Source organism: Mesorhizobium sp. WSM4832 (genome assembly GCF_055811115.1).
Window position 1 is genome coordinate 1 of record NZ_JBVVQH010000020.1, and the last position, 20508, is coordinate 20508.

General features: G+C 59.6%; 11 protein-coding genes and 2 pseudogenes. 1 reads left to right on the forward strand and 12 read right to left on the reverse strand.

The features are described from left to right. The 9 genes and pseudogenes from AC0L2L_RS24865 to AC0L2L_RS24905 form a co-directional block, all read right to left on the reverse strand. Positions 1-166, reverse strand: a pseudogene (locus AC0L2L_RS24865) (IS5/IS1182 family transposase); the annotation flags it as partial. 499 nt (positions 167-665) lie between these two features. Beyond that, positions 666-1349: a hypothetical protein gene (locus AC0L2L_RS24870; RefSeq protein ID WP_473582003.1), complete on the reverse strand. Its 684-nt coding sequence runs from the start codon at positions 1347-1349 to the stop codon at positions 666-668. 914 nt (positions 1350-2263) lie between these two features. Continuing rightward, the gene (locus tag AC0L2L_RS24875; RefSeq protein WP_473582005.1) at positions 2264-2626 is read right to left on the reverse strand and encodes a hypothetical protein; all 363 of its coding nucleotides are present in this window, start codon (positions 2624-2626) and stop codon (positions 2264-2266) included. 233 nt (positions 2627-2859) lie between these two features. Next, positions 2860-5016 (reverse strand): peptidase domain-containing ABC transporter, encoded by a 2157-nt coding sequence (locus tag AC0L2L_RS24880; protein WP_473582007.1) that lies wholly within the window; start codon positions 5014-5016, stop codon positions 2860-2862. 32 nt (positions 5017-5048) lie between these two features. After that, positions 5049-6134, reverse strand: coding sequence for an HlyD family secretion protein (locus AC0L2L_RS24885; RefSeq protein WP_473582009.1), 1086 nt, complete (start codon positions 6132-6134; stop codon positions 5049-5051). Between the two features lie 965 nt (positions 6135-7099). Beyond that, positions 7100-8449: a M16 family metallopeptidase gene (locus AC0L2L_RS24890; protein WP_473582011.1), complete on the reverse strand. Its 1350-nt coding sequence runs from the start codon at positions 8447-8449 to the stop codon at positions 7100-7102. Positions 8450-8454: 5 nt separating this feature from the next. Further along, the gene (locus AC0L2L_RS24895) at positions 8455-9846 is read right to left on the reverse strand and encodes a M16 family metallopeptidase (protein WP_473582013.1); all 1392 of its coding nucleotides are present in this window, start codon (positions 9844-9846) and stop codon (positions 8455-8457) included. Positions 9847-11109: 1263 nt separating this feature from the next. Continuing rightward, positions 11110-12441, reverse strand: a complete 1332-nt coding sequence (locus AC0L2L_RS24900) for a sensor histidine kinase (protein ID WP_473582015.1) — start codon at positions 12439-12441, stop codon at positions 11110-11112. Then, positions 12438-13088: a response regulator transcription factor gene (locus AC0L2L_RS24905; RefSeq protein ID WP_065009289.1), complete on the reverse strand. Its 651-nt coding sequence runs from the start codon at positions 13086-13088 to the stop codon at positions 12438-12440. Before AC0L2L_RS24905 ends, AC0L2L_RS24900 begins: the two co-directional genes overlap by 4 nt. Positions 13089-13959: 871 nt before the next feature. Here AC0L2L_RS24905 and AC0L2L_RS24910 point away from each other — a divergent pair. Beyond that, positions 13960-16119, forward strand: a complete 2160-nt coding sequence (locus tag AC0L2L_RS24910; protein ID WP_473582017.1) for a S46 family peptidase — start codon at positions 13960-13962, stop codon at positions 16117-16119. Between the two features lie 206 nt (positions 16120-16325). On the opposite strand, the pseudogene AC0L2L_RS24915 reads toward AC0L2L_RS24910, so the two are convergent. The 3 genes and pseudogenes from AC0L2L_RS24915 to AC0L2L_RS24925 form a co-directional block, all read right to left on the reverse strand. After that, positions 16326-16702, reverse strand: a pseudogene (locus AC0L2L_RS24915) (aldehyde dehydrogenase family protein); the annotation flags it as partial. Between the two features lie 467 nt (positions 16703-17169). Then, positions 17170-18570 (reverse strand): M16 family metallopeptidase, encoded by a 1401-nt coding sequence (locus AC0L2L_RS24920; RefSeq protein WP_473582019.1) that lies wholly within the window; start codon positions 18568-18570, stop codon positions 17170-17172. A gap of 1 nt (position 18571) precedes the next feature. Continuing rightward, entirely contained in the window at positions 18572-19954 is a 1383-nt protein-coding gene (locus AC0L2L_RS24925; RefSeq protein ID WP_473582208.1) for a M16 family metallopeptidase, read from the reverse strand. Between the last annotated feature and the right edge of the window lie 554 nt (positions 19955-20508).

Genomic DNA, 20508 nt, shown 5'->3' on the forward strand with positions numbered 1-20508 from the left:
GTGTCTTGCGTCTTGGCGCTTGCCACCTGGACAGGGCTTCCGGCGTCACCCACAGGGTCAAACTGCCGCGATGACGAAGTCCTGCCTCATATTCTGGCCAGTTCGTCAGCCTGAACTTCATCTTCTCAATATGATGGCGGCGGCTGGTATTGTGTTTGAAAGGCATGGCTACGCTACAAAGGCTATTGCGGTTACCGCTTGCCTAAACCCACACCAATAAAAGATCCGTGCACCAACGCCTCGATCCGCTTCATTGGCTCTCGCAGACCTTGACCGCATCGCTCAAGGCTGGCCGGCATCCCAAATTGAAATGCTCATGCCGTGAACTTTAGGCCTGACGTTGTCGGCTGACCGCTTACGAAGCGGCGGCTCATGATCGCATGAAATACCTGCTCACGATCGAATGAAATGAGCGCTCGCCATCGCGTGAAATGGCTGCACACAATCAGCGAAAAGCGCCTTCAAGCTGCCTGATTGCAGCAATTATCGTACTTCCTTTGCCTTGGCACGTTAAGTTTACGATGCCACTTCTTTTAATTCTTGCTGCCGGCATTTGGTCCAAAGGTTCGGACATGTCCTTACCGCGGTGAACTGCCCCAGGTTTCTGAACCAGCGGATGGTAGAGTTTTACGGCCACCTGGGTCGTCCTCCGCTTTGGAAGCCGATCACCGCCCACGTCCTCCCTGCTGACGAGAACGTTCATCGAGCAACCTCGCGTTGTTCTGGAACTCCTCGGCAAACTTCCCGATCCAGTTCTGCACGTCCCGATCGGTCACGTCATTGCGCTCGATGGCGGTAGGGGCAACCATGCCGGCCTTGATGTCGCGCTTCGCGGCTTTCTCTTTCATAACGTCCTGCGTGTCCCGATCGGTCACGTCATTGCGCTCGATGGCGGTAGGGGCAACCATGCCGGCCTCGATGTCGCGCTCCGCAGCTCGCCATTTGATCCTGTCCTGCGTGACCCGATCGGTCACGTCATTGCGCTCGATAGCGGTAGGGGCAACCATGTCGGGATGGGCGTTGATGTCGCGCGCCGCGGCTCGCCATTTGATATCGTCCTGCGAGCGCGGATCGGTCACGCCATAATAGGTGATGATGTCATTTGCAGTTCTAGTGCCAGCTGAATTACCCGCGTCGATCTTGGCATACCTGACTCGATCGTCTCGTGTTTCCTCCTCAAGCTTTCTCCATTCAGCCCGAATTGTCTGATCGCTCTCAATAAACGCTCGGAACTTCTGATTGGTGCTGCGCGACGCCTTGATCTCACAGAAAGCTGCGACCCTGTCGGCTTGATTGGCTACCCGCCTGAATACCTCTGACAGCATCTCATCTGGCAGATTGTCAAACATTGAAGGCTCCTTCTCTGGTTCGATCAGCGGTCTTTATTGCATTTAGCCAATGGAATTAAGCATTAAGTGGTCGATCGCGATTATTCACGGAATTGCCATGATCATCGTCGCTCCACCTTGGGACTCCTCCCCAGGGAGTATTAGATGTTCATCCAGAAGCTTGCATTGTTGAAAATACTATTTGACGTACGGTACCCGGTAAACGGATATTGCGTTTCATTTGTCATAGCCGACGCGATTTCCCGACGACAGGCGACGCGAGCGGAAAGAGCTGGCTCGGGAAATTTGAACAGCGCGGATAAGTGGAATTTCTGCCTGTGTTTGGCTTATACGGCCTCTCATTGATCAGAACCCATTACCCCAATTTCTGCGGCCGACTGACATTATTCGCGAGGGCTGGCTTTCGAGTTTGTGCCAGGCGTCGCAGGAAATGGTCAACGATGTCGGCGTAGGATTTGAAGGTACGGTTGGAGAGCCAGTTTTCACGCATGAAGGGCCAGAGGTTTTCGACCGGGTTAAGTAAGCGCGTAGGCATCCCCACGTAGCGTGCAGGCGGTTGATCGCTCATTTTCAGCATGAATCATGCGGAGAATCATTCTGCAAAAACGGCGGCCGTCATCCAGCCCACGGGATCTGTGAGCGACAGTATGAGCCATCATCGAACATTCGAGATTTTGACGGCGGAGCCTGTGCCTTCCCGACGCACGCCGCGCCATCGGTGCGCGACATCGCTCTGCCACGAGAAGAATATTCCGATCATCCGTCTCTCGCCGAAGCCGGTGAGTTGGTCTATGCGTCCCGGCGGCATGTCCAGATTGAGGCCGCCTTCCTCAGGCTTGAGGTTGACCGTCGCGATCCGTTCGCGATAGCCGGCGAGGATCGACTGGAGGGAATCCTGCCAGTCCTTGGCACTGTCAAAGAGGGGCGAACACGAAGGCGATCAGGCCGGAAAAGCCTTGCGTTGGTAGGAGTTGCCCCTGTCCCGCCTTTGTCGGAAGGAATACCCGGGTTTCCCCGGTGCTTTCCGGCTTCTCCCGCCGGCGGTCACATTCCCCGAGAGAGATGCCAAAGGTCGGGCGCGACGGCAGGAAGCAATCGAAGAAATGTACCGGAAAATTCGGCGACAGCCCTCCGTCGGAGAACATGCAGCGCACCAACCTGTCCTGTTCGGGGCCGCCGACCAGCGTATAGTCGATCCTGTATAGCGGCACGGCCGAGATCAGTGCCGGGAAGCTGAGGCTCATACGTGCAAGGACCACGAGCTCAAAGATCGACATCCGCTCAAGTCCGGACCCATGCACCAACGCCCAAAAAGAACCGAAACGGCGACCAGATCACCACTTCAGACCGCCAAACGTCCAGCCCCCGTGCATAAAGCCGGCTAACTCGCCGTCGGATCGGACCACGGCACACCCATGAGGTTGAAACTGAACGACGGCGACATATTTCGCCGCTGCTGTTGTATGCCTCCCTGCCCCACAATTCTGCCATGCCCCTCACCTGAAGCTGTTTAGCTGGATCCGGTTTGCGCCCGCCACAAGCGAGCGTAAGCGCCTTCAGCTGTCAGCAGATCAGCATGCCTCCCCTCCGCAACAACCCGCCCCTTGTCCAAGACCACTATTTTGTCGGCGCAACGGATGGTGCTGAGTCGATGAGAGATGATGACGATAGTCTTGCCGCCCCGACGCAGATCCTCAACCACTCGCAGGACAAACGCCTCGGCGACCGAGTCGAGAGAGGAGGTTGCTTCGTCGAGGATCAGGATCTCCGGATCCCTGTACAGAGCCCGAGCCAACGAAAGGCGCTGCTTCTCGCCCCCGGAGAGGCGTACGCCGTTTTCGCCTAGATAGGCCTGGAAGCCACCGGGCCAGCGCTCGATCACCTCCCGCAGCCCTGTTTGATCGCAGATTTGGAGGATCTTTTCGATGTCCGGCTCGAACTCGCCAAGGGCGATGTTGTCGATCACCGAGCCCGAGAACACGTCGATCGATTGCGGCACCGCAGCGACAACCTTGCGCAGGGATACGGTCGACAGGTCCTGGAGGGCATAACGGCCGATCCGGATGTGTCCACCCTCAAGCGGGTAGACATTCTGCAGCAGCGCCGCAAGGGTGCTCTTGCCCGAGCCGCTCTCTCCCACCACCGCTGTCATTTCCCCCCGGCGGAAGGTGACGCTGAGATCCTCGAAAAGCTCGAGCTGGCTACCATAGCGGAAGGTGACCTTCTCCAGGTGGATGTCGCCAATGTCGGATTTGTCGGCATCGATGCCGCCACCGCTTTCCGGCTCCAGGTCGAAGATCTCGAACAGGCGATCCGCCGCGATAAAAGCATCCTGAACGATCCGGTTGGTCTGGATCAGACTGGCAATCGGCCGGGTGATATAGCCCAGCAAGGTATAGCAGGAGAGTAATTCGCCAGGCGTGACGGTTTGATCGAGGGCAAGTGTCGTTCCGAACCACATCAACACGATGGTGAACAGAGTTGCGAGGAATGTCGAGGTGCTGTCTCCGAAGATCGAGATCAGGCCGGAGCTGTAGACGGAGTGCAGCATCTTGATGAAGCGGGTCTCCACCTTGAAGTTGGCGAAGCTCTCGATGCCGGAGATCTTGATTGTGGAGACAGCTCCGAGTGATTCCACCAGTTGTGTCTCCAATTCGGCAGCGTTCTCCATTACGGCGCGCTGACGATTCCTATTCAGCCGGTTGATGATCCAATAGACCGAGAGGTACAAGGGGATGGAGACCGCCACGACCAAGGCGATCTTCCACGAGTAGATGAACATCAGCCCTAACGAGAACAGTACCGTTAGTACGTCAACGAACATGTTGATCGAGACGTCGTTCAGGAAGCTCCTGATCTTCACCGCGTCATTCATGCGGGAAATGATTTCGCCCATGCGCATGCTGTCGAAGAACTTCTGAGGCAGGCTTAGGATGTGATTGTAGTAGCCGAGGATCAGGTGGACGTCGATCTTCTGCCCCGTTTGCAGGACGAGCCGGTTTCTGAGGAGATTGATTAGGATCTGCACAACCAAGATCAAGAGCATGGCGACGCTCATCAGGTTGAGCAGATTGCGGTTGCCCGCTGTAATCACATGGTCGACGATCTTCTGAACGTAAATGGCCGTCGAGAGGCCAAGGATCGTCGTGACCAGCGCCCCCGCGAGAGCCTGCGCCATCGCCGCCTTGTGTGGCGCAAGCAGACGCGCGAAACGACCTAGGGGTGAGGTGGTCTCGTCGCGGCGCTTGAAGGTGTCTGCGGGAACCAGGAGCACCAGGGCGCCAGTCCATTGCTTTTTGAATTCCTCGTGCGCCAGCTTGCGGATTTCACCATAGGCTGGGTCCATGACGATGACCCATCTGGCGTCGATCGCCTGGATTACGACGAAGTGGTGCAGGACCTCCTTGACGATGACGTGCGCGATGGCGGGCTTGGGAATCTTGTATAGGCTGTCGAAGCCGCCCTTTACCCCCTTGGCAACGAAGCCCAGCTTCCGGGCCGCTTCCATGAGGCCCAGCACAGTGGTGCCGGAGCGGCCGGTCGAGGCATACTGGCGGATCCGCGACAATGGCAGCTTGTAGCCATAAAAGGCCGCGACAGAAGCAAGGCTGGCGGCCCCGCAATCCGCGATGTCGCGCTGCTTGAACTTGATGACCTTGCTCGACATAGCGGCTCGCTGACTGTTTGGAAAATGGAGGATCAGTGGCTCGCCAGGAGCGGATTGAGCCAATCGTCGACCTCGTTGTACAGGAGTTCCAGGACAGTGCGGTCGCCCAGGAGGAACCGGGCCCGCACGGTCATGCCTTTCTTCAGCTTACCGATGACCCCGTGCTTGAGGGCGAGATGGCGGCGAGAGAGCGCGCAGCGGACCTTGAACACCGGGGTCCCGTCGTGCAGGGTGAAGTCGTGCGCCACGTCGAGCACCGTCGCGTCAATGACACCCCATTGATTGTAGTTGAAGGCATCCACTTGGAGACGCACCGACTGGCCGGGGCGCACAAACCCGATGTCGTTGGGGGAAACGAAGATTTCCGCCACCAGTTCACCATCCGGCGAAACCCAAGCGACGGTTTGCCCGGCCTGGACGTAGCTGCTGGAAGTGAGGCCCGAGAATTGCTCGAGAGCGCCTGCCACGGGGGCTCGAATGCGTGTGAGATCCCGTTCGTTCTCCAGTTGATGCAAGTCGGCCGTGAGCTCCTTGCGCCGTAGATTGACATCAAAAAGCTGCTGGTTCCATTCGGCGGATTTGCGCCGCGCGAGGATCTCGCCCTGAACCTCAAGCGTCTGAAGGGCGAAAGCCTTTTCCTCAACAGCCTTTGGGGGCGCTACAGCAGCGGAGAGAAGTCGCTTAGCACGCTCGAGTTCCGCGGCGGCATTACTGCGGGCATATCTGTTCTCCCGCAGCAGGTTGAGGAAATGTGCGTGCTCGGCTGTGGCGAACGCGGTCAAGAGGCGGATCGGGTCGTCGGCCTGCGTGCCGGAGGAGATCAGCGTTTCGAGATCACGGGCAAGATCACTCTTTGCGTGAAGATCGCCTCTAAGCGCCTTGAGCTTTTCCTGAATAACCTCATCATCGAGGGCGAGGATCTCTTGCCCCTGAGCAACCGGATCGTTTTCAACTGCAAGGATGCGGGAGATGCGTCCGGAGACGGGTGCGACTAGGGGCGTCTTCTCGATGGTGGGTCGAATAATACCGGCACTTTGGAAAGACACTGTTACTGTGATGAAAGGTAGTGATCCCAGGGCCGCAGCCACGGAGAGCACAATAAGCTTGTAGATGATCAAAGATCTCTCGGATCCTCGAGACAGGATGCTTTCTGCCGTGCAGTTGGAAAGCTCAGGGATCAGCGGGATATTGGCCACAGTCTCGCCGGCTACGATGATTTTGATCTATGGTGTTGCCCATCATCCACCAGGCCTCGGGTGCCTAATACACCGACCAATCCTACAGCAGAAACTGCGGCTGTTAACAAAAGCCCGGAAGTTGATGATCCCGCTTCTCGGGTTAACGCGGTCAAGCTGGATACTGATTTGTCGGTATTCACTGCGTTCCTTTTTCAAAATATTCAATCGTGAATGTCGATAAATTAGTCTGCCGCTTGGCAGCACTCCCCGCACCTAAGCGGACAATATCGATGCCGACCACGCAAAAAGAGGCCAAAAAAAGCGTTCTATTCCCAACCCAACTAAGAGTGCGTCGATCGAACATCACGTGTCAAACTTGACTAACCAACCCACAGTTGCCTGGAGATGACCAAGGCCAACTCCAGGAATTCGCTAACATTCTGGATCTCATTTAACGGTGCTTAAAATACACCACTGCGTATGCTACAGCTAATCCTAACGAAACAATTCCGCTAACTATTGCTGCCAGAAACAACCACCCTCCGGAGGTTGCACATGCTTCTTCGGGCGTTAACTCGGTCACGCCGTAGGCTTGCATATCAGTTTTCATTTTTTCTCCTTTCCTAGAGCTTGAAATCACGGGAGCAGTAATGCGGCAGCGTGTGCCGCCGCACAAGGAGATCAGCAAAGGTCGTGCCAACTGTCCAGGAAACCCCAAACAGCGCTTATGCATCGTTAGAGGCTTGGTTGCGAACGCGGCCACGCACCGGGCCGAACATCACCATGTCGCGAATTCGACAAACCCGACAACCCGACAACAGCCTACCGAAGGTCGTTCTGATCGTCTGGAGAGGATGCTCTCTCCAGTGTGGCTGGATACGCCAGGGGAAGTAAGATATTGTTCGCTAGCCTCCCAGCGGCGGGCCGACGATCATAATGGCGGGCTCGGCCGAAAGCAGCTTCCTCGCTGCTGCCTTGACCTGGTCGAGCGTCACCTGATCGATGAGGGCGGCGTGGCGCTGGATGTAGTCGATGCCGAGCTTGTCGAGCTGCAATTCGACGAGCGTGGCTGCGATCGAGCTGGAGGAACCCAGATTGTCGATGGCATAGCCGCCGATCAGATTTCTCTTGGTCGCCTCGAGCTCGGCCTCCGTCGGCCCCTCGTCCGCCAATTGCTTCACCACCTTGCGCATGAGGCTGAGGGTCTCGGCGGCGCGGTCGGAGCGCGTCGCCGTCGTAACCAGCAGCGTATGAGAATGTTTGAGATCTTTCAGACCGGAGCCAACGTCATAGGCAAGGCCGCGCTTTTCACGCACCTCCTCCCACAGGCGCGACGTGAAAGCCGAGCCGCCCAGGATCTGGTTCATCAGCACCGCGGCGTAAAAATCCGGCTCGTTGCGTCCGACACCTGGAAAAGCCAGCTGCAGCGAGGTCTGCGGCAAATCGTAGTCGACCGCCACCTGCTGGCCGAGCTTCGGGGCGAAATCGGCGACGGGGGCGAGGGTCTGCTGCTCAGGCAAATCGCCGAACAGCTGGTCGAGCTTTTTACTCAGCGTCTTTGCGTTGATATCGCCGACCACCGCGACATGGAGCCCGTCGCGAGCAAAAGTCCGCTTGTGGAAGGCGCTGAGATCGGCCGGTGTGATGCCAGCGAGGCTCTCGTTGGTGCCGTTGGCCGGTCGCGAATAGGGATGCGTGCCATAGATCGCGCCCCGCCATTTGCGCTGGGCAATGGAGTGGGGGTCGTGTTCACCGGCGATGATGCCTGAGAGGATTTGAGCGCGGATGCGATCGATCGGCCCCTGGTCGAAGCGCGGCCTGTTGACCGCGAGCCGAAGCAGATCGAAAGCGGCGTCCTGTTGTTCGGAGAGCATGAGCATCGAGCCATAGATGCCGTCAGGCCCCGCTACGAAGCTCATCGCGGCGCCAGCATCGTCGAGCTTCACCTGGAAGGCATCGCTGTCGAGATCGCCGGCGCCCTCATCGAACAGTCCGGCCATCAGATTGGCGAGCCCCTCCTTGCCCGCCGGGTCCTGCGTGGTGCCGCCGTCGAAGGCGAAGCCGACGGAGATGATCGGCAGGCTATGGTCCTCCACCAGCCAGGCGTTGATGCTCTTTTCAGACTTCACCTCCTGGATGGTCATCGCCGCATGGGCGGCGAGTGGCGGCAGGCTGAGGAATAAAATGGCGAGAAGGATCGCGAGCAGGGGATTGAGCAAGGCGTGTTCAAACGCGCCGCGGTATTGGTTCTTCATCAGGATCAATTCTCCGTCTTGGGCAAGAGATAGCCGGTGGTCGAATGGTCGGGCGAGAGATAGCGGGCGGCGACGGCCTTCACCTGGTCGGCGGTGACCTTGCGGATGCGGTCCGGCCATCCCTCGACGTCTTTTACGCTGCCTCCGGTGGCAAGCGCGGAGCCATACAGGAAGGCCATGTTGGCTGGGTCGTCGCGGGCGAGGATCATTGAGCGGACATAGCGGCCTTTAGCCTTATCCAGCTCGTCATCGCTCACACCGTCCCTGGCGATGCGGACGATCTCGGCATGGGCGGCCGCCTCCAGATCGGCGAGCTTGGCATCGCTGCGCGGCGAGCCGTAGATGGTGAAATTAGCGGCATCCAGCATGGTGCCCTCGAAATAGGCGCCCGCCTCGGCGGCGATGCCCTCTTTCACCACCAGTTGCTGGTAGAGTCGGCTGCGATTCCCGCCGCCGAGGATATCAGCCAAGAGGTCGAGCGCCTCGGCCTCGCCCGGCTTGGGGGTGTGGAAGGACGGCACCACCCATTGCGTGGAAAAGGAAGGCACGGAAACGCGCGCGTCGGTCAGCGTCACCGTGCGCTTGGTATTCTGCTCCGGCTCGACCGGGCGGATGCGCGGGGACAGGTCCGGCCCGCGAGCGAGTTTGCCATAGGTCTTCTCGGCCAGCGCCTTCACCGTCTCCGGCTCGACGTCGCCGGCCACCACCAGCACGGCGTTGTTGGGCCTATATAAACCATAGAAGTTGACGGCATCGGTCCGGTTCAGCTGCTCCAGCTCTTGCATCCAGCCGATCACCGGCACGCGGTAGGGATGGTTCTGCCACAACGTGGCGTCAATCTCTTCTTGAAGCACCGCCTGCGGTTCGTTGTCCGTGCTCGAGCGGCGCTCCTCCAGGACTACGTCGCGCTCGGTCTTGATATCGTCCTCGGTGAGACTGAGATTGAGCATGCGATCGGCCTCGAAGCTCATCATCTGCTCCAATGCCGAAGGCGGCACCGTCTCGACATAGGCGGTATAGTCATAGGAGGTGTAGGCATTGTTGGATCCGCCGATGGCGGAGACGGCGCGGTTGAGCTCGCCGGCGGCGTGGTTGGTCGTCGCCTTGAACATCAGATGCTCGAAGAAATGGGCAATGCCGGACTTGCCCGGCGGCTCGTCGGCGCTGCCGACCTTGTACCACACCATATGGGTGACGATCGGCGCGCGGTGATCGGGGATGACGACCACCTCCATGCCGCTGTCGAGCAGGAAATTCGTTACCTTGCCGTCGTCGGCGGCGGCCGGAGCCGGAGCGGTCGTCACCAGGGCCAGCGCGATCGCCGCAAGTATCCTGCGCAGCCAGTCCGACCGAAGTTTCGTCGAGGGCTTCGAAATGTCTTTTGGTGAGGTGATCATCGTAGGTTTTCCTTTCCGTTCGTCGGTGTTTGCGGATGATCCGGCGTGGTTTGCCATTCGGCGATCGGGGACATCGGGCGGTATTAAAACGTCTCCCAGTTTCATGAGGTATCGTGACTGGCTGTTCCAATGACAAACCTTCTCGCAGCCCTACCTGACAGCAGCCTGAAAGCTCCCGGCCTTTGCGCCGCGGCGGTTCAGCGTGGCGCCAGTTTCTGTCGATAACGGAAGAATTTTGCCGCGAACTTGCGAGCTCGGCATACTCGATACGAATGCTGCTCACGAAGAGGACGAGGCCAAGCTTTGTTGAGCTGGCGAAGAGCGTCGGACGGGAGAGGACGGATCCACGTGCTCCATGTTGATGAGAACGTCCGTCAGAACAATCGATAGCTATAGCACTGGCTCTCATGTCCGACATAGTCGAAGCCCGACAGAATGAGTGCAGCCGTAAGCGCCTGAGGCTTCGACGAGGCCGCGGCATGCTGGTCGGCGTCAGTGGATCGTATGGTGAGCCGCCGCGACAGCTGACCTCCTCTGGCGCACTTGTCGTCGATGCAGGCTTCGACGTCGGCATCAGTACCAGCTCGCAGGCCGGCCCCTCCTCACGGCCAGCTCTCAGGCGAGGTGAGCGTCAACGGCATCAAAGCAGATCTAACAATAAGATATTGGTGGCAGACCGGCGCGTCATTACGATGTGACTGCCGCTGAGGCGATCCTTGCTGGCACCGCCCGTACCCGAGCACGGAGTCATCAGACGCGCCTCCAGCTGCAGTGCGCTGCTCAGAAACTACGTTCAGATTCGAGCCTTTCGATCCACTCAGGTCGAACGCACAACAGCCTACCGCCAGGAGCGTCTGTCCGTAAATTCTATCGGCGTTTTGATCGACGGACGCGCGCGAAGGACTTGAGGGAGCCCGGCGATTTCATGCGGTCTGCGCCGAGCGCGGTCAGGCCTCGCTGAGCCGTGCGAGGCCGCGGTGACGAAGCCGCCCGCGGATAAGCCCTCTGAAGCGCTGGGCGAGCGAGCTTGGCGGTGAGATCGATGTTTTCCCGGTAAGATCCGTGTCGCTCCCTCGAACTGGCCGGACGATGATCGCGGCAATGGCCGCCGCTGTCCCGGCATCGAAATTGTCCACATGATGCGTAGGAGACAGGCGTGGTAAGCCTTCAATCCGAATCCGTCCTTGGCCGAGCATCATTCCCGTTGCCTGACCAGCAGCGCACAATCCTCCCTACACCCAACTGGCTGCTGCAACAAAAATGTCATCGAGGTAAGCGAATAATCGCTTCAAAACCATCCTCGCGACCACGGGCAGGCGATGCAAGTTCAAGACTGGCACCGATACGCTGGATAATCATGTTAACGATGTGTAGACCAAGGCCTGAGCCCGCCGCTAGCGTCGCACCACGCCTAAATCGCTTCGTTACCTCTCCAAGATCGGGGAGGGGCACGACCGGTCCCGCGTTTGCAATCGCGATGGTTCCATCAAATCGGACGGAGACTGTTATCGGAGTATCGGCCAGTCCATGTACGAGCGCATTCTCGATTAGGTTACGAAGGAGGATAGCAAACGCATCGACGTCTACCTTGCGCATCAAGGTGACGCAGCCGCCCGCGTCAAGGATTAGCCGTCCGGCATATTTCGGCTTTTGCGCAAAGTCTTCAATAACGAGCCGGACCATTGGGTTAAGATCGATCGCGTCGTCTGTGATGCCGATCGCCGATTCGGCACGCGCGAGTTGAAGCAGTTTGTCGACAAGGTGGCCAAGGTGCGACAGCGATCTTTGGATGCCGCGCGCGCGCCCTTTCGCCGGCCCTTCGGAAAGTTCCGCCACCAACCTCTGCGTCTGACCGAGCGCGCCTGCGATCGGTGTGCGCAGTTCATGTGCACTGTTTGCGGCAAACTCGCGCTCGGCATCGAGGGCCCTCCGCAGACGTTCGAGAAGCCGGTCGACGGTGGCCGCGATGGGGGCAAATTCTGCCGGGAGATCGCCCAAGCCCATGGGCGAGAGATTGCCGCCGTCGCGCCATCCGATCTCCTGTCGCAGTACTTCGATGGGCGCCAGCGACCGCCGCATCACCATTAAGCACACGGCAATACTAAAAGGCAGGAGCACGAGTATCGGAATGAAGACGTAAGCTGCGCCTTGCGCGATTGCCCGACGTCGGACTTCGACTGGTTCGGCCAGCTGAAGAAAATTGCCGCGACTTGACAACTCCAGCGTATAGACGCTGTAAGTAGCGTTTTTCCAAGGGCCTGTACTCAGTGGAGCATCAGGGAACGGCTTCGGCAGCTTTTCCACAATTTCCATGAGCGGCTCCCCGTCACGATTGACAACCCGGGCGGTCCAGTATCGTTCGAAACTGACCTCAGGGCCAGGAATGTCAGCGTATTCCGACTCCCACTTCTTTTTCAGAGCATCATTCCACCCCGGCGCAAGAGACTTGGCAGTTAGCTCCAGCAGGCGATCGTACAGCTCGTTGACAGCTTCGTGCAGCATGAGCACAGCAATGGCGGCGACGGAAATCCAGACTAGGAGTGTTGCGCCGCACAGCCACAGTGTCAGCCTGCGCGTCATGCTGCGCGACTTCATGGGAGCACGACCCTGTACCCGAAGCCACGCTCGGTCGCGATATGCTCCGCGCCGATGCTCTTGCGGAGCCGGCTGACATAAACCTCCACCGCGTTGCTCGCGATCTCCGAACCGAAAGAATAGAGCGCATTCTCGATCTGCGCCTTCGTCGCGATTGCTCCAGGCCGACTCAGCAGGCAGTCGAGCACCGCCCATTCGCGTGGAGTCAAGGGGACGAGCTGCCCGTCGCGGTAAAGGCGTCGCTCGGCCGATTGTATGGATAGGTCCCCCACAGAAAATATAGACTCCGGGAAAAGCCTATAGCGACGCGCCACGGCATGAATGCGCGCAGAGAGTTCGCCGAGATCGAAGGGCTTGACGAGATAGTCGTCGGCTCCTGCGTTGAGCCCCTCGATCATCAGATCGTGAGCTGTCAGGATGATGACCGGTGTCGAATCCAGCCGTTTGCGCATCTCCCGCAGGTAGTCGATACCGTTGCCGTCTGGCAAGCGAATGTCGAGCAGGATAAGCCCGTAGGGCACCCCAGCTGCGCAATCCCGCGCTGTGGACAGGGTCTCGGCCCAGTCGACCGCGTGGCCACCAGCCGCCACATGTTCGCGAACAGCACCGCCAATGGCCTTGTCGTCTTCGATGAGCAGTATTCGCATCCGGTGTGCCGAGCTCCAGTTCGAGGGCAAGATTCCAACCTTACCGACAGAACCTGACGCTACGCTGAACCGCCGTGGCGCAAATAACCGGAGGATTTCAGGTTGCTGTCAGGTGCAGGTGCCAGAAGGGCCGTTGTTGGAACAACCGATTAGAGGCCAGTTATGAACGCCGTCCTGATTTCGGCGCTTTTTCTCGATGGGACCACGTCGTCGCTTGCACTGGCCGGCGGGATATCCGACGTGGCGATCGCCGGCAACCTCGAAGCGCTGCAGACAAGCTCAAAGGCCGCCGCGATCGTCATTCCGCCTCGTGCCAATGCGGTCGAACCATTCGACGAAGCCCGCCGGGTGAGGAGCTGCAGACACCGCTCGGCTCGAACGCACTGCTCCGGCATAGTCTGCCGGGTTATGCGCACGATTGTCGCCAAGCGCCGAGCGGATTTGCGGCCAGGTGAAGTCCGGGCACTCCTCGCACCCTCGCCCTCGCGCAACATCGCATGCTTAACAGAAACGATAGCACGCACTCTCACAATTAATGGCCAGGCAACTGCCGTTCGGCAGCGGGCTCCGTCGCTATTAGGACGAGGGTGTCGGGTCTACAACAAAATGTCGGAGGTCAGACATGGAAGGCAGCTTACCATTTGGGTCATTGAAAGCTTTATTCACTTGGCACGATTAGTGCATCGGATGATCCGCAACGTTGCACGGAACCGGTACAATGTGAGGGGAGCGTCATCCAGATTTTTGCGTTGACCGTCCACTCAGTCTTCACCCAGTGGCAGCCGCGCAGACGCTTGCGGACGCAGGCCAGCCCGATAGCACATTGATCCAGTCGGCGGAGAACAGTCGACAGAATGGGAGCGAGATCAGCATGAACTCGAATTTGAAATCTTTGACCCAAGCAACTGCCATGAACTTGCTCTGGACGGTCACCGCTACGTCGGCGCACGAAGGTATGTGGATGCCGCGCCAGACTGCGGAAGTGGGCGCGGCCATGCGCGCGGATGGGCTCCAGATCGATCCCGCGCAGCTGAGCCGACTGGACGCTGCCCCGCTTAACGCGATCGTATCACTGGGCGGATGCTCCGCCTCCTTCGTCAGCCCGCAAGGACTGGTTGCGACCAATCATCACTGCGTGTTCCCATCCATGCAGTACAACAGCAAGGAGGGCCAAGATTATCTTACCAACGGCTTTCTGGCGAAGAGCCTGGGTGAAGAATTACCCGCGGTGCCCGGCAGCCGCATTTATGTGATCGAGGATATACGGGATGTGACCGCCGACATGCTCAACGGCGTATCGGACAAGCTGAACGGCTTTGCCCGCCATGAGCGGCTCGACACGAACCGCAAGGCGCTGATCGCCGCATGTGAAGAACAGCCCAATCGCCGCTGCGACGTGGGGTCCTATTATGGCGGCTCCTCCTACTATCTCCAGCAGAAGCTCGAAATTCAGGACGTGCGCCTCGTCTATGCGCCCGCGCTCGGCATCGGTAACTTCGGCGGCGAAACGGACAATTGGATGTGGCCGCGCCACACAGGCGATTTCGGCTTCTATCGCGCCTATGTCGCTCCTGATGGTTCCTCCCGGCCTTATGCGCGCGACAACGTGCCCTACCGGCCGAAGAACTGGCTGCGCATTGCCTCTAAAGGCGTGCAAGAAGGCGATTTCGTGATGGTCGCCGGCTTTCCCGGAGCAACCAATCGGTTCCTCACCGCCGATGAAGTCCGGTTCAACTTCGCCGACTACGAACCACTGTCCCAGCGTTTGCTCTCGGATTATGCCGCTAAGATCAAGCAAGCCACGGCAGGCAATCGCGAAGCGCAGATCCGCTACGCCTCCCTCCTGCGAGGCGTGGAAAACTACAAGAAGAAGCTGGCGGGCGATCTAGCCGGCGCCGACGCGATCGGCCTCGACGCGCGCAAGGCTGCCGAGGAGAAAGCTTTTCGCGCTTGGGTCGCCGAGTATCCCGTGCGGCAGACGCGCTTTGACGCAGCAATCCGCGAACTGGACGCGATGGTGGGAGAGAATAGCCGGGCTTCGCTGGCGAGGCTGCGCCAGGGCTTGCTCAATCGCGCGCAACTACTGTCATCGGCACGCACTCTCTATCGCTGGACAAAGGAGCACGAGAAGCCCGATGAAGACCGTGAAAGCGGCTTTCAGGATCGTGACCGTAAAGAAATCTCGGATCAACTGACGCAGATCGAACGCCGCTATTTGCCAGACATCGATCGAAAGCTTTTCGAGGCCGCACTCGACGAATATCGCCGGCTGGATGAAAAGGACCGCGATACTGCTTTCGAAAGCGCTTTGGGCCAAATTGGCCTTGACCGACTTTATGCAGGCACCAAACTCGCAGACATGGCAACGCGGCTCGGCTGGCTTGACAAGCCCGCTGCTGCCTTCGAGGCGTCCGAGGACCCTTTCATCAAGCTGGCGGTCGCTCTCTATCCCGGCGACATAGCTGCGGAGCACGCTGCGAAGGACCGCGCTGGACGCAGCCAGGCGGCTCGCGCCATCTATATGCACGGTCAGCGTGCCTACCGGCAGGCAATCGGCCGGCCGATCTATCCCGATGCGAATGGCTCACTGCGCATCACCTGGGGCAAGGTGGCGGGGCGAACACGCGACGGGCAGATCTGGACGCCATTCACCACCGCCGAGGGACTTCTGGCCAAAGAAACGGGCAAGGGTGAGTTCGATGCTCCAGATGCGGCTATCGCAGCGATCAGAGCCAAGGATTACGGCCCCTATGTCGCGCCGGAGCTGGGCACGCTGCCGGTCAACTTCCTGTCCACCGCCGACATCACCAACGGCAACAGCGGCTCGGCGACGTTGAATGGACGCGGCGAGTTGGTCGGTCTCGCCTTCGACGGCACGCTCGAGGGCGTAATCTCTGACTGGGGGCGCGACGCGGACCGCAGCCGCAGCATCCATGTCGACAGTCGCTTCATGCTCTGGACCATGGACAAGATCGACGGCGCCAGCCGGTTGCTCAAGGAGATGGGAGTGCTGCCGGGGTCGCGCTCCTGAGCGGGGTAGTCTGGCGGTAGGCGAACGCGTCGGCCTCAGCCAGCCAGAACGGCACTTCGGGCACACAGGAGGTGGCCGGGCGAACCGACACCTGAAATCTGAAGCAACTGCGGCGAATTAACCGCGCCAGCGGGCAAGAATTACTTCGGCGGTGGCTTCGATGGTCTGCTTCGGGGCGGCGGCGCCCGTCGAGCTCGCCGGCCGATTCGATTGGCCTCCTCTGCGTACCATTGCAGGTATGCGGCTGCATGCGAAACCTCAGACTTGGGCTTCGGCAAGCGGCTTGCCCATCTCCGCCGTGAGTATGCCGGCAAGGTCGTCGGTGTGGTCGATGATCAACTGACGCGATCGCCACAGAACTCGCTGCGTTCACGTGCCATCAGAGCCGCCCATCCAGGCTGCGCCAGATAGACCTTGTCTATCGCAGCACGTGTCTCCTCCACGCCCAGTCGGGGAGTTCTGCCAGCAATTCGCCGGTCGATGGATTGAGGACCTCAAATGTCCGCCCGTCGATCGACATGCCGGGTGCAGGCAGGCGATCGAAAGGCCCAAACAGGTCGACGGAATTCAGGTGACGGATAATCGGCAGGCACAGAGATAATACCGGGTTCTCCTCAACGTATCGGGCTTATGAAGCGGAGTGCGGCGTGTATTGCGCGACGCTATTGGGTTGCTTATGGGGCCTCGGCCGGACAGCTGGTGGGTGGTCCAATGGACCCAACCGAAAAGGGGAAACTCCCGGAGTTCCAAGTCGAAGCTCGCGGTTTCGTTCGGCGAAAATTGAACAATGGAAATTGGATCCGCACCGGCACGCGGGCCCTTTGGCGGCGTGCGCTACATCTGCTAGCCACGAACGGCGTAAACTATCCACGAAGAGAGACTGGCACGAGAAGAAGCTGGCCACAATTCGCACGGGCCGCCTGAACCGGCAAGTCTCGCAGGCCCGCCAAACCGCTCGGCGGGACTCTAAAATCGATAGTCCCAAATTGGATATCGCTCCGCGAGAAAAGCCTCATATAAGGAGAAGGAAAGCGAAATGAGCTTCTGGACTCATCCTTTGGCCCCCAGCGGCGGTCCGACCACCATAATGGCGGGCTCGCTCGAAAGAAGCTTCTTCGCTGCCGCCTTGACCTGATCGAGCGTCACCTGATCGATGAGGCCGGCTCGGCGCTGGATGTAGTCGATGCCGAGATTGCTGGACTGCAGCCCGACGAGCGTGGCTGCAATTGAGGCCGAGGAATTTAGCTCGTTGATGGCAAAGGCGCCGATGCGATATCTCTTAGCCGCCGCCAGCTCAGTCGCCGTCGGTCCGTGCTCTGCCATCTGCTTGACGACATCCCGGATAACGCTGAGCGTCTCGGGGGCGCGGTCCGAGCGCGTCGCCGTTGTAACCAGCAGCGCCTGGGAATGCTCTTTGTCTTCAAGAGCGGAGCCGACACCGTAGGCCAGGCCGCGCTTTTCGCGCACCTGATCCCACAGGCGGGAGGTAAAGGCCGAGCCGCCGAGGATATCGTTCATCAGCACCACGGCATAGAAGTCCGGCGCATCGCGCGTCACACCAGGATAAGCGAGCTGCAGCGATGTCTGCGGCAGGTCGTAGTTCACCTCGACCTGCTGGCCGAGCTTCGGCACGACATCGGTGACTGGGGCGAGCGCCTGCATCTGCGGCAGTTCGCCGAACAGCTGGTCGAGCTTTTCACCCAGCGCGTTAGCATTAATGTCGCCGACCACGGCAATATGGAGCCCATCACGGGCGAAAGCGGCCCTGTGAAAGACGCTGAGATCGGCCGGTGATATGCTGGCCAGGCCCGCCTTTGTGCCTTCGTTCGGCCTCGAATAGGGGTGCGTGCCGTAGAGCGCGCTTAGCCATGCGCGCTCGGCGATTGCTGTCGGTTCGCGCTCATTGGCGATGATGCCGGAGAGGATCTGAGCGCGGATCCGATCGGTTGGCTTCTGGTCGAAGCGCGGCTTGTTGAGCGCGAGCCTTAGCAGGTCGAAAGCGGCATCCTTTCGCAAGGAAAGCATTGCCATCGAGCCATAGATGCCATCATGTTGCGCCTCGAAGCTCATCGAGGCGCCAGCATCGTCCAGCTTGGTCTGGAAGGCATCGCTGTCGAGATCGCCAGCCCCCTCGTTGAAAAGGGGGGCCATCAGATTGGCAAGCCCCTCCTTGCCTGGTGTGTCCTGGGTGGTGCCGCCGTCGAAGACGAAGCTGATGGCGATGAGCGGAACCGTATGGTCTTCCACCAGCCAGGCCTTGATGCCTTTTGCAGACTTCACCTCTTGGATGCTCATCGCCGCGCGGGCGGCGAACGGTGGGATGATGAGGAAGACAATGGCGAGAAGGAAGATGGCCAGGGCGGTGGTTAGGCCGGCGACCCTGGCTTCCGCCACAGCAAGCGGAAAAGCCAGGACATGTTCGAAAGCGCCGCGGTGTTGGGTCTTTCTCATATCAATTCTCCGTCTTGGGCGAGAGATAGCCGGTGGTCGAGTGGTCGGGCACTAGATAACGCGCGGCGGCAGCCTTGATCTGGCCGACAGTCACCTTGCGGATGCGGTCCGGCCATTCCTCGACATCTTTTACGTTGCCGCCCGTGGCAAGCGTGGACCCGTACATGATGGCCATGGAAGCCTGGTCGTCCTGGGCGAAGATCATCGAACGGACATAGCGGTCCTTGGCCTTGTCCAGCTCGTCGTTACGGACACCGTCCCTGGCGATCCTGGCAATCTCGGTGTCCGCTGCGGCTTCCAAATCCGCGAGCTTGGCATTGTCGCGCGGCACGCCGTAGATGGTGAATTTGGTGGCGTCCAGCATGGCGCCCCAGGCACCGGGCAGTCTAGTGCCATGAAAATAGGCCCCGGCCTCGGTGGCAATGCCCTCTTTCACCACCAGCCCTTGCCAGAGCCGGCTGCGACTGCCGCCGCCCAGGATCTCGGCCAGCAGGTCGAGGGCTTCGGCCTCGCCCGGCGTGGCTGTATGGTAAGATGGCACCACCCAATTTGTCGAAAAGCTAGGCACTGTGACGCGCGCATCGGTTAGCGTTACTGTGCGCTTGGTGTTCTGCTTCGGCTCCGCCGGGCGCTTGCGCGGGGGCAGGCCCGGCCCACGCGCAACCTTGCCGTAGGTCTTCTCGGCCAGCGCTTTCACCGTCTCGGGCGTAACGTCGCCTGCCACCACCAGCACGGCGTTGTTGGGCCGGTAATATTTGTTGTAGAGAGAGAATGCACCGGTGCCATTCAGCTTCTCCATCTCCTGCATCCAGCCGAGGATCGGGATGCGGTAGGGCTGGTTCTGCCAGAGCGTCGCGTCGACCTCCTCTTCCAGCACCGTCGCCGGGTTGCTGTCCGTGCTCAAACGGCGCTCCTCCAGGATTACGTCGCGCTCGGTCTCGATGACCTCGTCGGTGAGGATGAGATTGCGCATGCGATCGGCCTCGAAGCCCATCACCTCACCCAATGTCGAGGGCGCCACCGTCTCGAGGTAAATGGTGTAGTCATAGGCGGTGAAGGCGTTTATGTAGCCGCCGATGGCCGATGCGGTGCGGTTAAGCTCGCCGGCGGCATGGTTGCTGGTCGCCTTGAACATCAGATGCTCGAGGAAATGCGCAAGGCCGGAACTGCCGGGCGGTTCGTCGGCGCTGCCAATCTTGTACCAGACCATATGAGTGACGATCGGCGCTCGGTGATCGGGAATGACCACCACCTGCATGCCGTTGTCTAGCAGGAACTCCGTCACCTTGCCGTCATCGGTGGCGGCCAGAACCGGAGTGATCGTCGCCAAGGCCACAGCGGTCCTAATGAAGGCCCTGCGCAGCCAGTGAGGCCGAAGCCTGATCGAGGACCTCGGTTGTGGTGGGACGACAGATGAGAGGCGAGGCCAAGTGACCTGTTCTTCATTCTGAAGGCGCTGTGTTCCCGACCCTCGTTGTCGGACCGGTGGGCAGCGCCGAGCCGAGTAAGCCGTGTCCATGTTGCGAAGCCTTGCTATAACGCCACCTTTGATCGGCTCTTGGGGAATGACGGCGATGTTTTTGGGCGAGTCCGAGATCATGAAACGACTTCTCCTTGGACCATGACGTGTTCGCACAAAGCAACGCACGTGCCGTGCCAAACGAGAAAGTCATTTCGTCAACGGGACTAAGCCCCTCTGCTGTGGCGCGTATCCGACATTGTCGGACATTGAGGCATAGCCGAACGCCAAGCGATACCTAGCAGGACAAAATACGGACTGCTTTGCAAGCCGCCTTGGACAACTTGCCGCCGCTGCTGGACAATAGGGGCTGGTCAAGCCTGTGGACGAGAGGCGTTGTCCCGCCATCGGCCCCTATGACCGGCGCTAGGCTGACTCAGTGCCCCGAACCGCAGACCTACTTGACCGGCGGGCAATAG

What these genes read in the sequence shown, in the direction of transcription:
- AC0L2L_RS24870 (WP_473582003.1), bottom strand. Translation starts at nt 1,349, where the DNA reads ATGTTTGACAATCTGCCAGATGAGATGCTGTCAGAGGTATTCAGGCGG.
- AC0L2L_RS24875 (WP_473582005.1), bottom strand. Translation starts at nt 2,626, where the DNA reads ATGTCGATCTTTGAGCTCGTGGTCCTTGCACGTATGAGCCTCAGCTTC.
- AC0L2L_RS24880 (WP_473582007.1), bottom strand. Translation starts at nt 5,016, where the DNA reads ATGTCGAGCAAGGTCATCAAGTTCAAGCAGCGCGACATCGCGGATTGC.
- AC0L2L_RS24890 (WP_473582011.1), bottom strand. Translation starts at nt 8,449, where the DNA reads ATGAAGAACCAATACCGCGGCGCGTTTGAACACGCCTTGCTCAATCCC.
- AC0L2L_RS24895 (WP_473582013.1), bottom strand. Translation starts at nt 9,846, where the DNA reads ATGATCACCTCACCAAAAGACATTTCGAAGCCCTCGACGAAACTTCGG.
- AC0L2L_RS24900 (WP_473582015.1), bottom strand. Translation starts at nt 12,441, where the DNA reads ATGAAGTCGCGCAGCATGACGCGCAGGCTGACACTGTGGCTGTGCGGC.
- AC0L2L_RS24905 (WP_065009289.1), bottom strand. Translation starts at nt 13,088, where the DNA reads ATGCGAATACTGCTCATCGAAGACGACAAGGCCATTGGCGGTGCTGTT.
- AC0L2L_RS24910 (WP_473582017.1), top strand. Translation starts at nt 13,960, where the DNA reads ATGAACTCGAATTTGAAATCTTTGACCCAAGCAACTGCCATGAACTTG.
- AC0L2L_RS24920 (WP_473582019.1), bottom strand. Translation starts at nt 18,570, where the DNA reads ATGAGAAAGACCCAACACCGCGGCGCTTTCGAACATGTCCTGGCTTTT.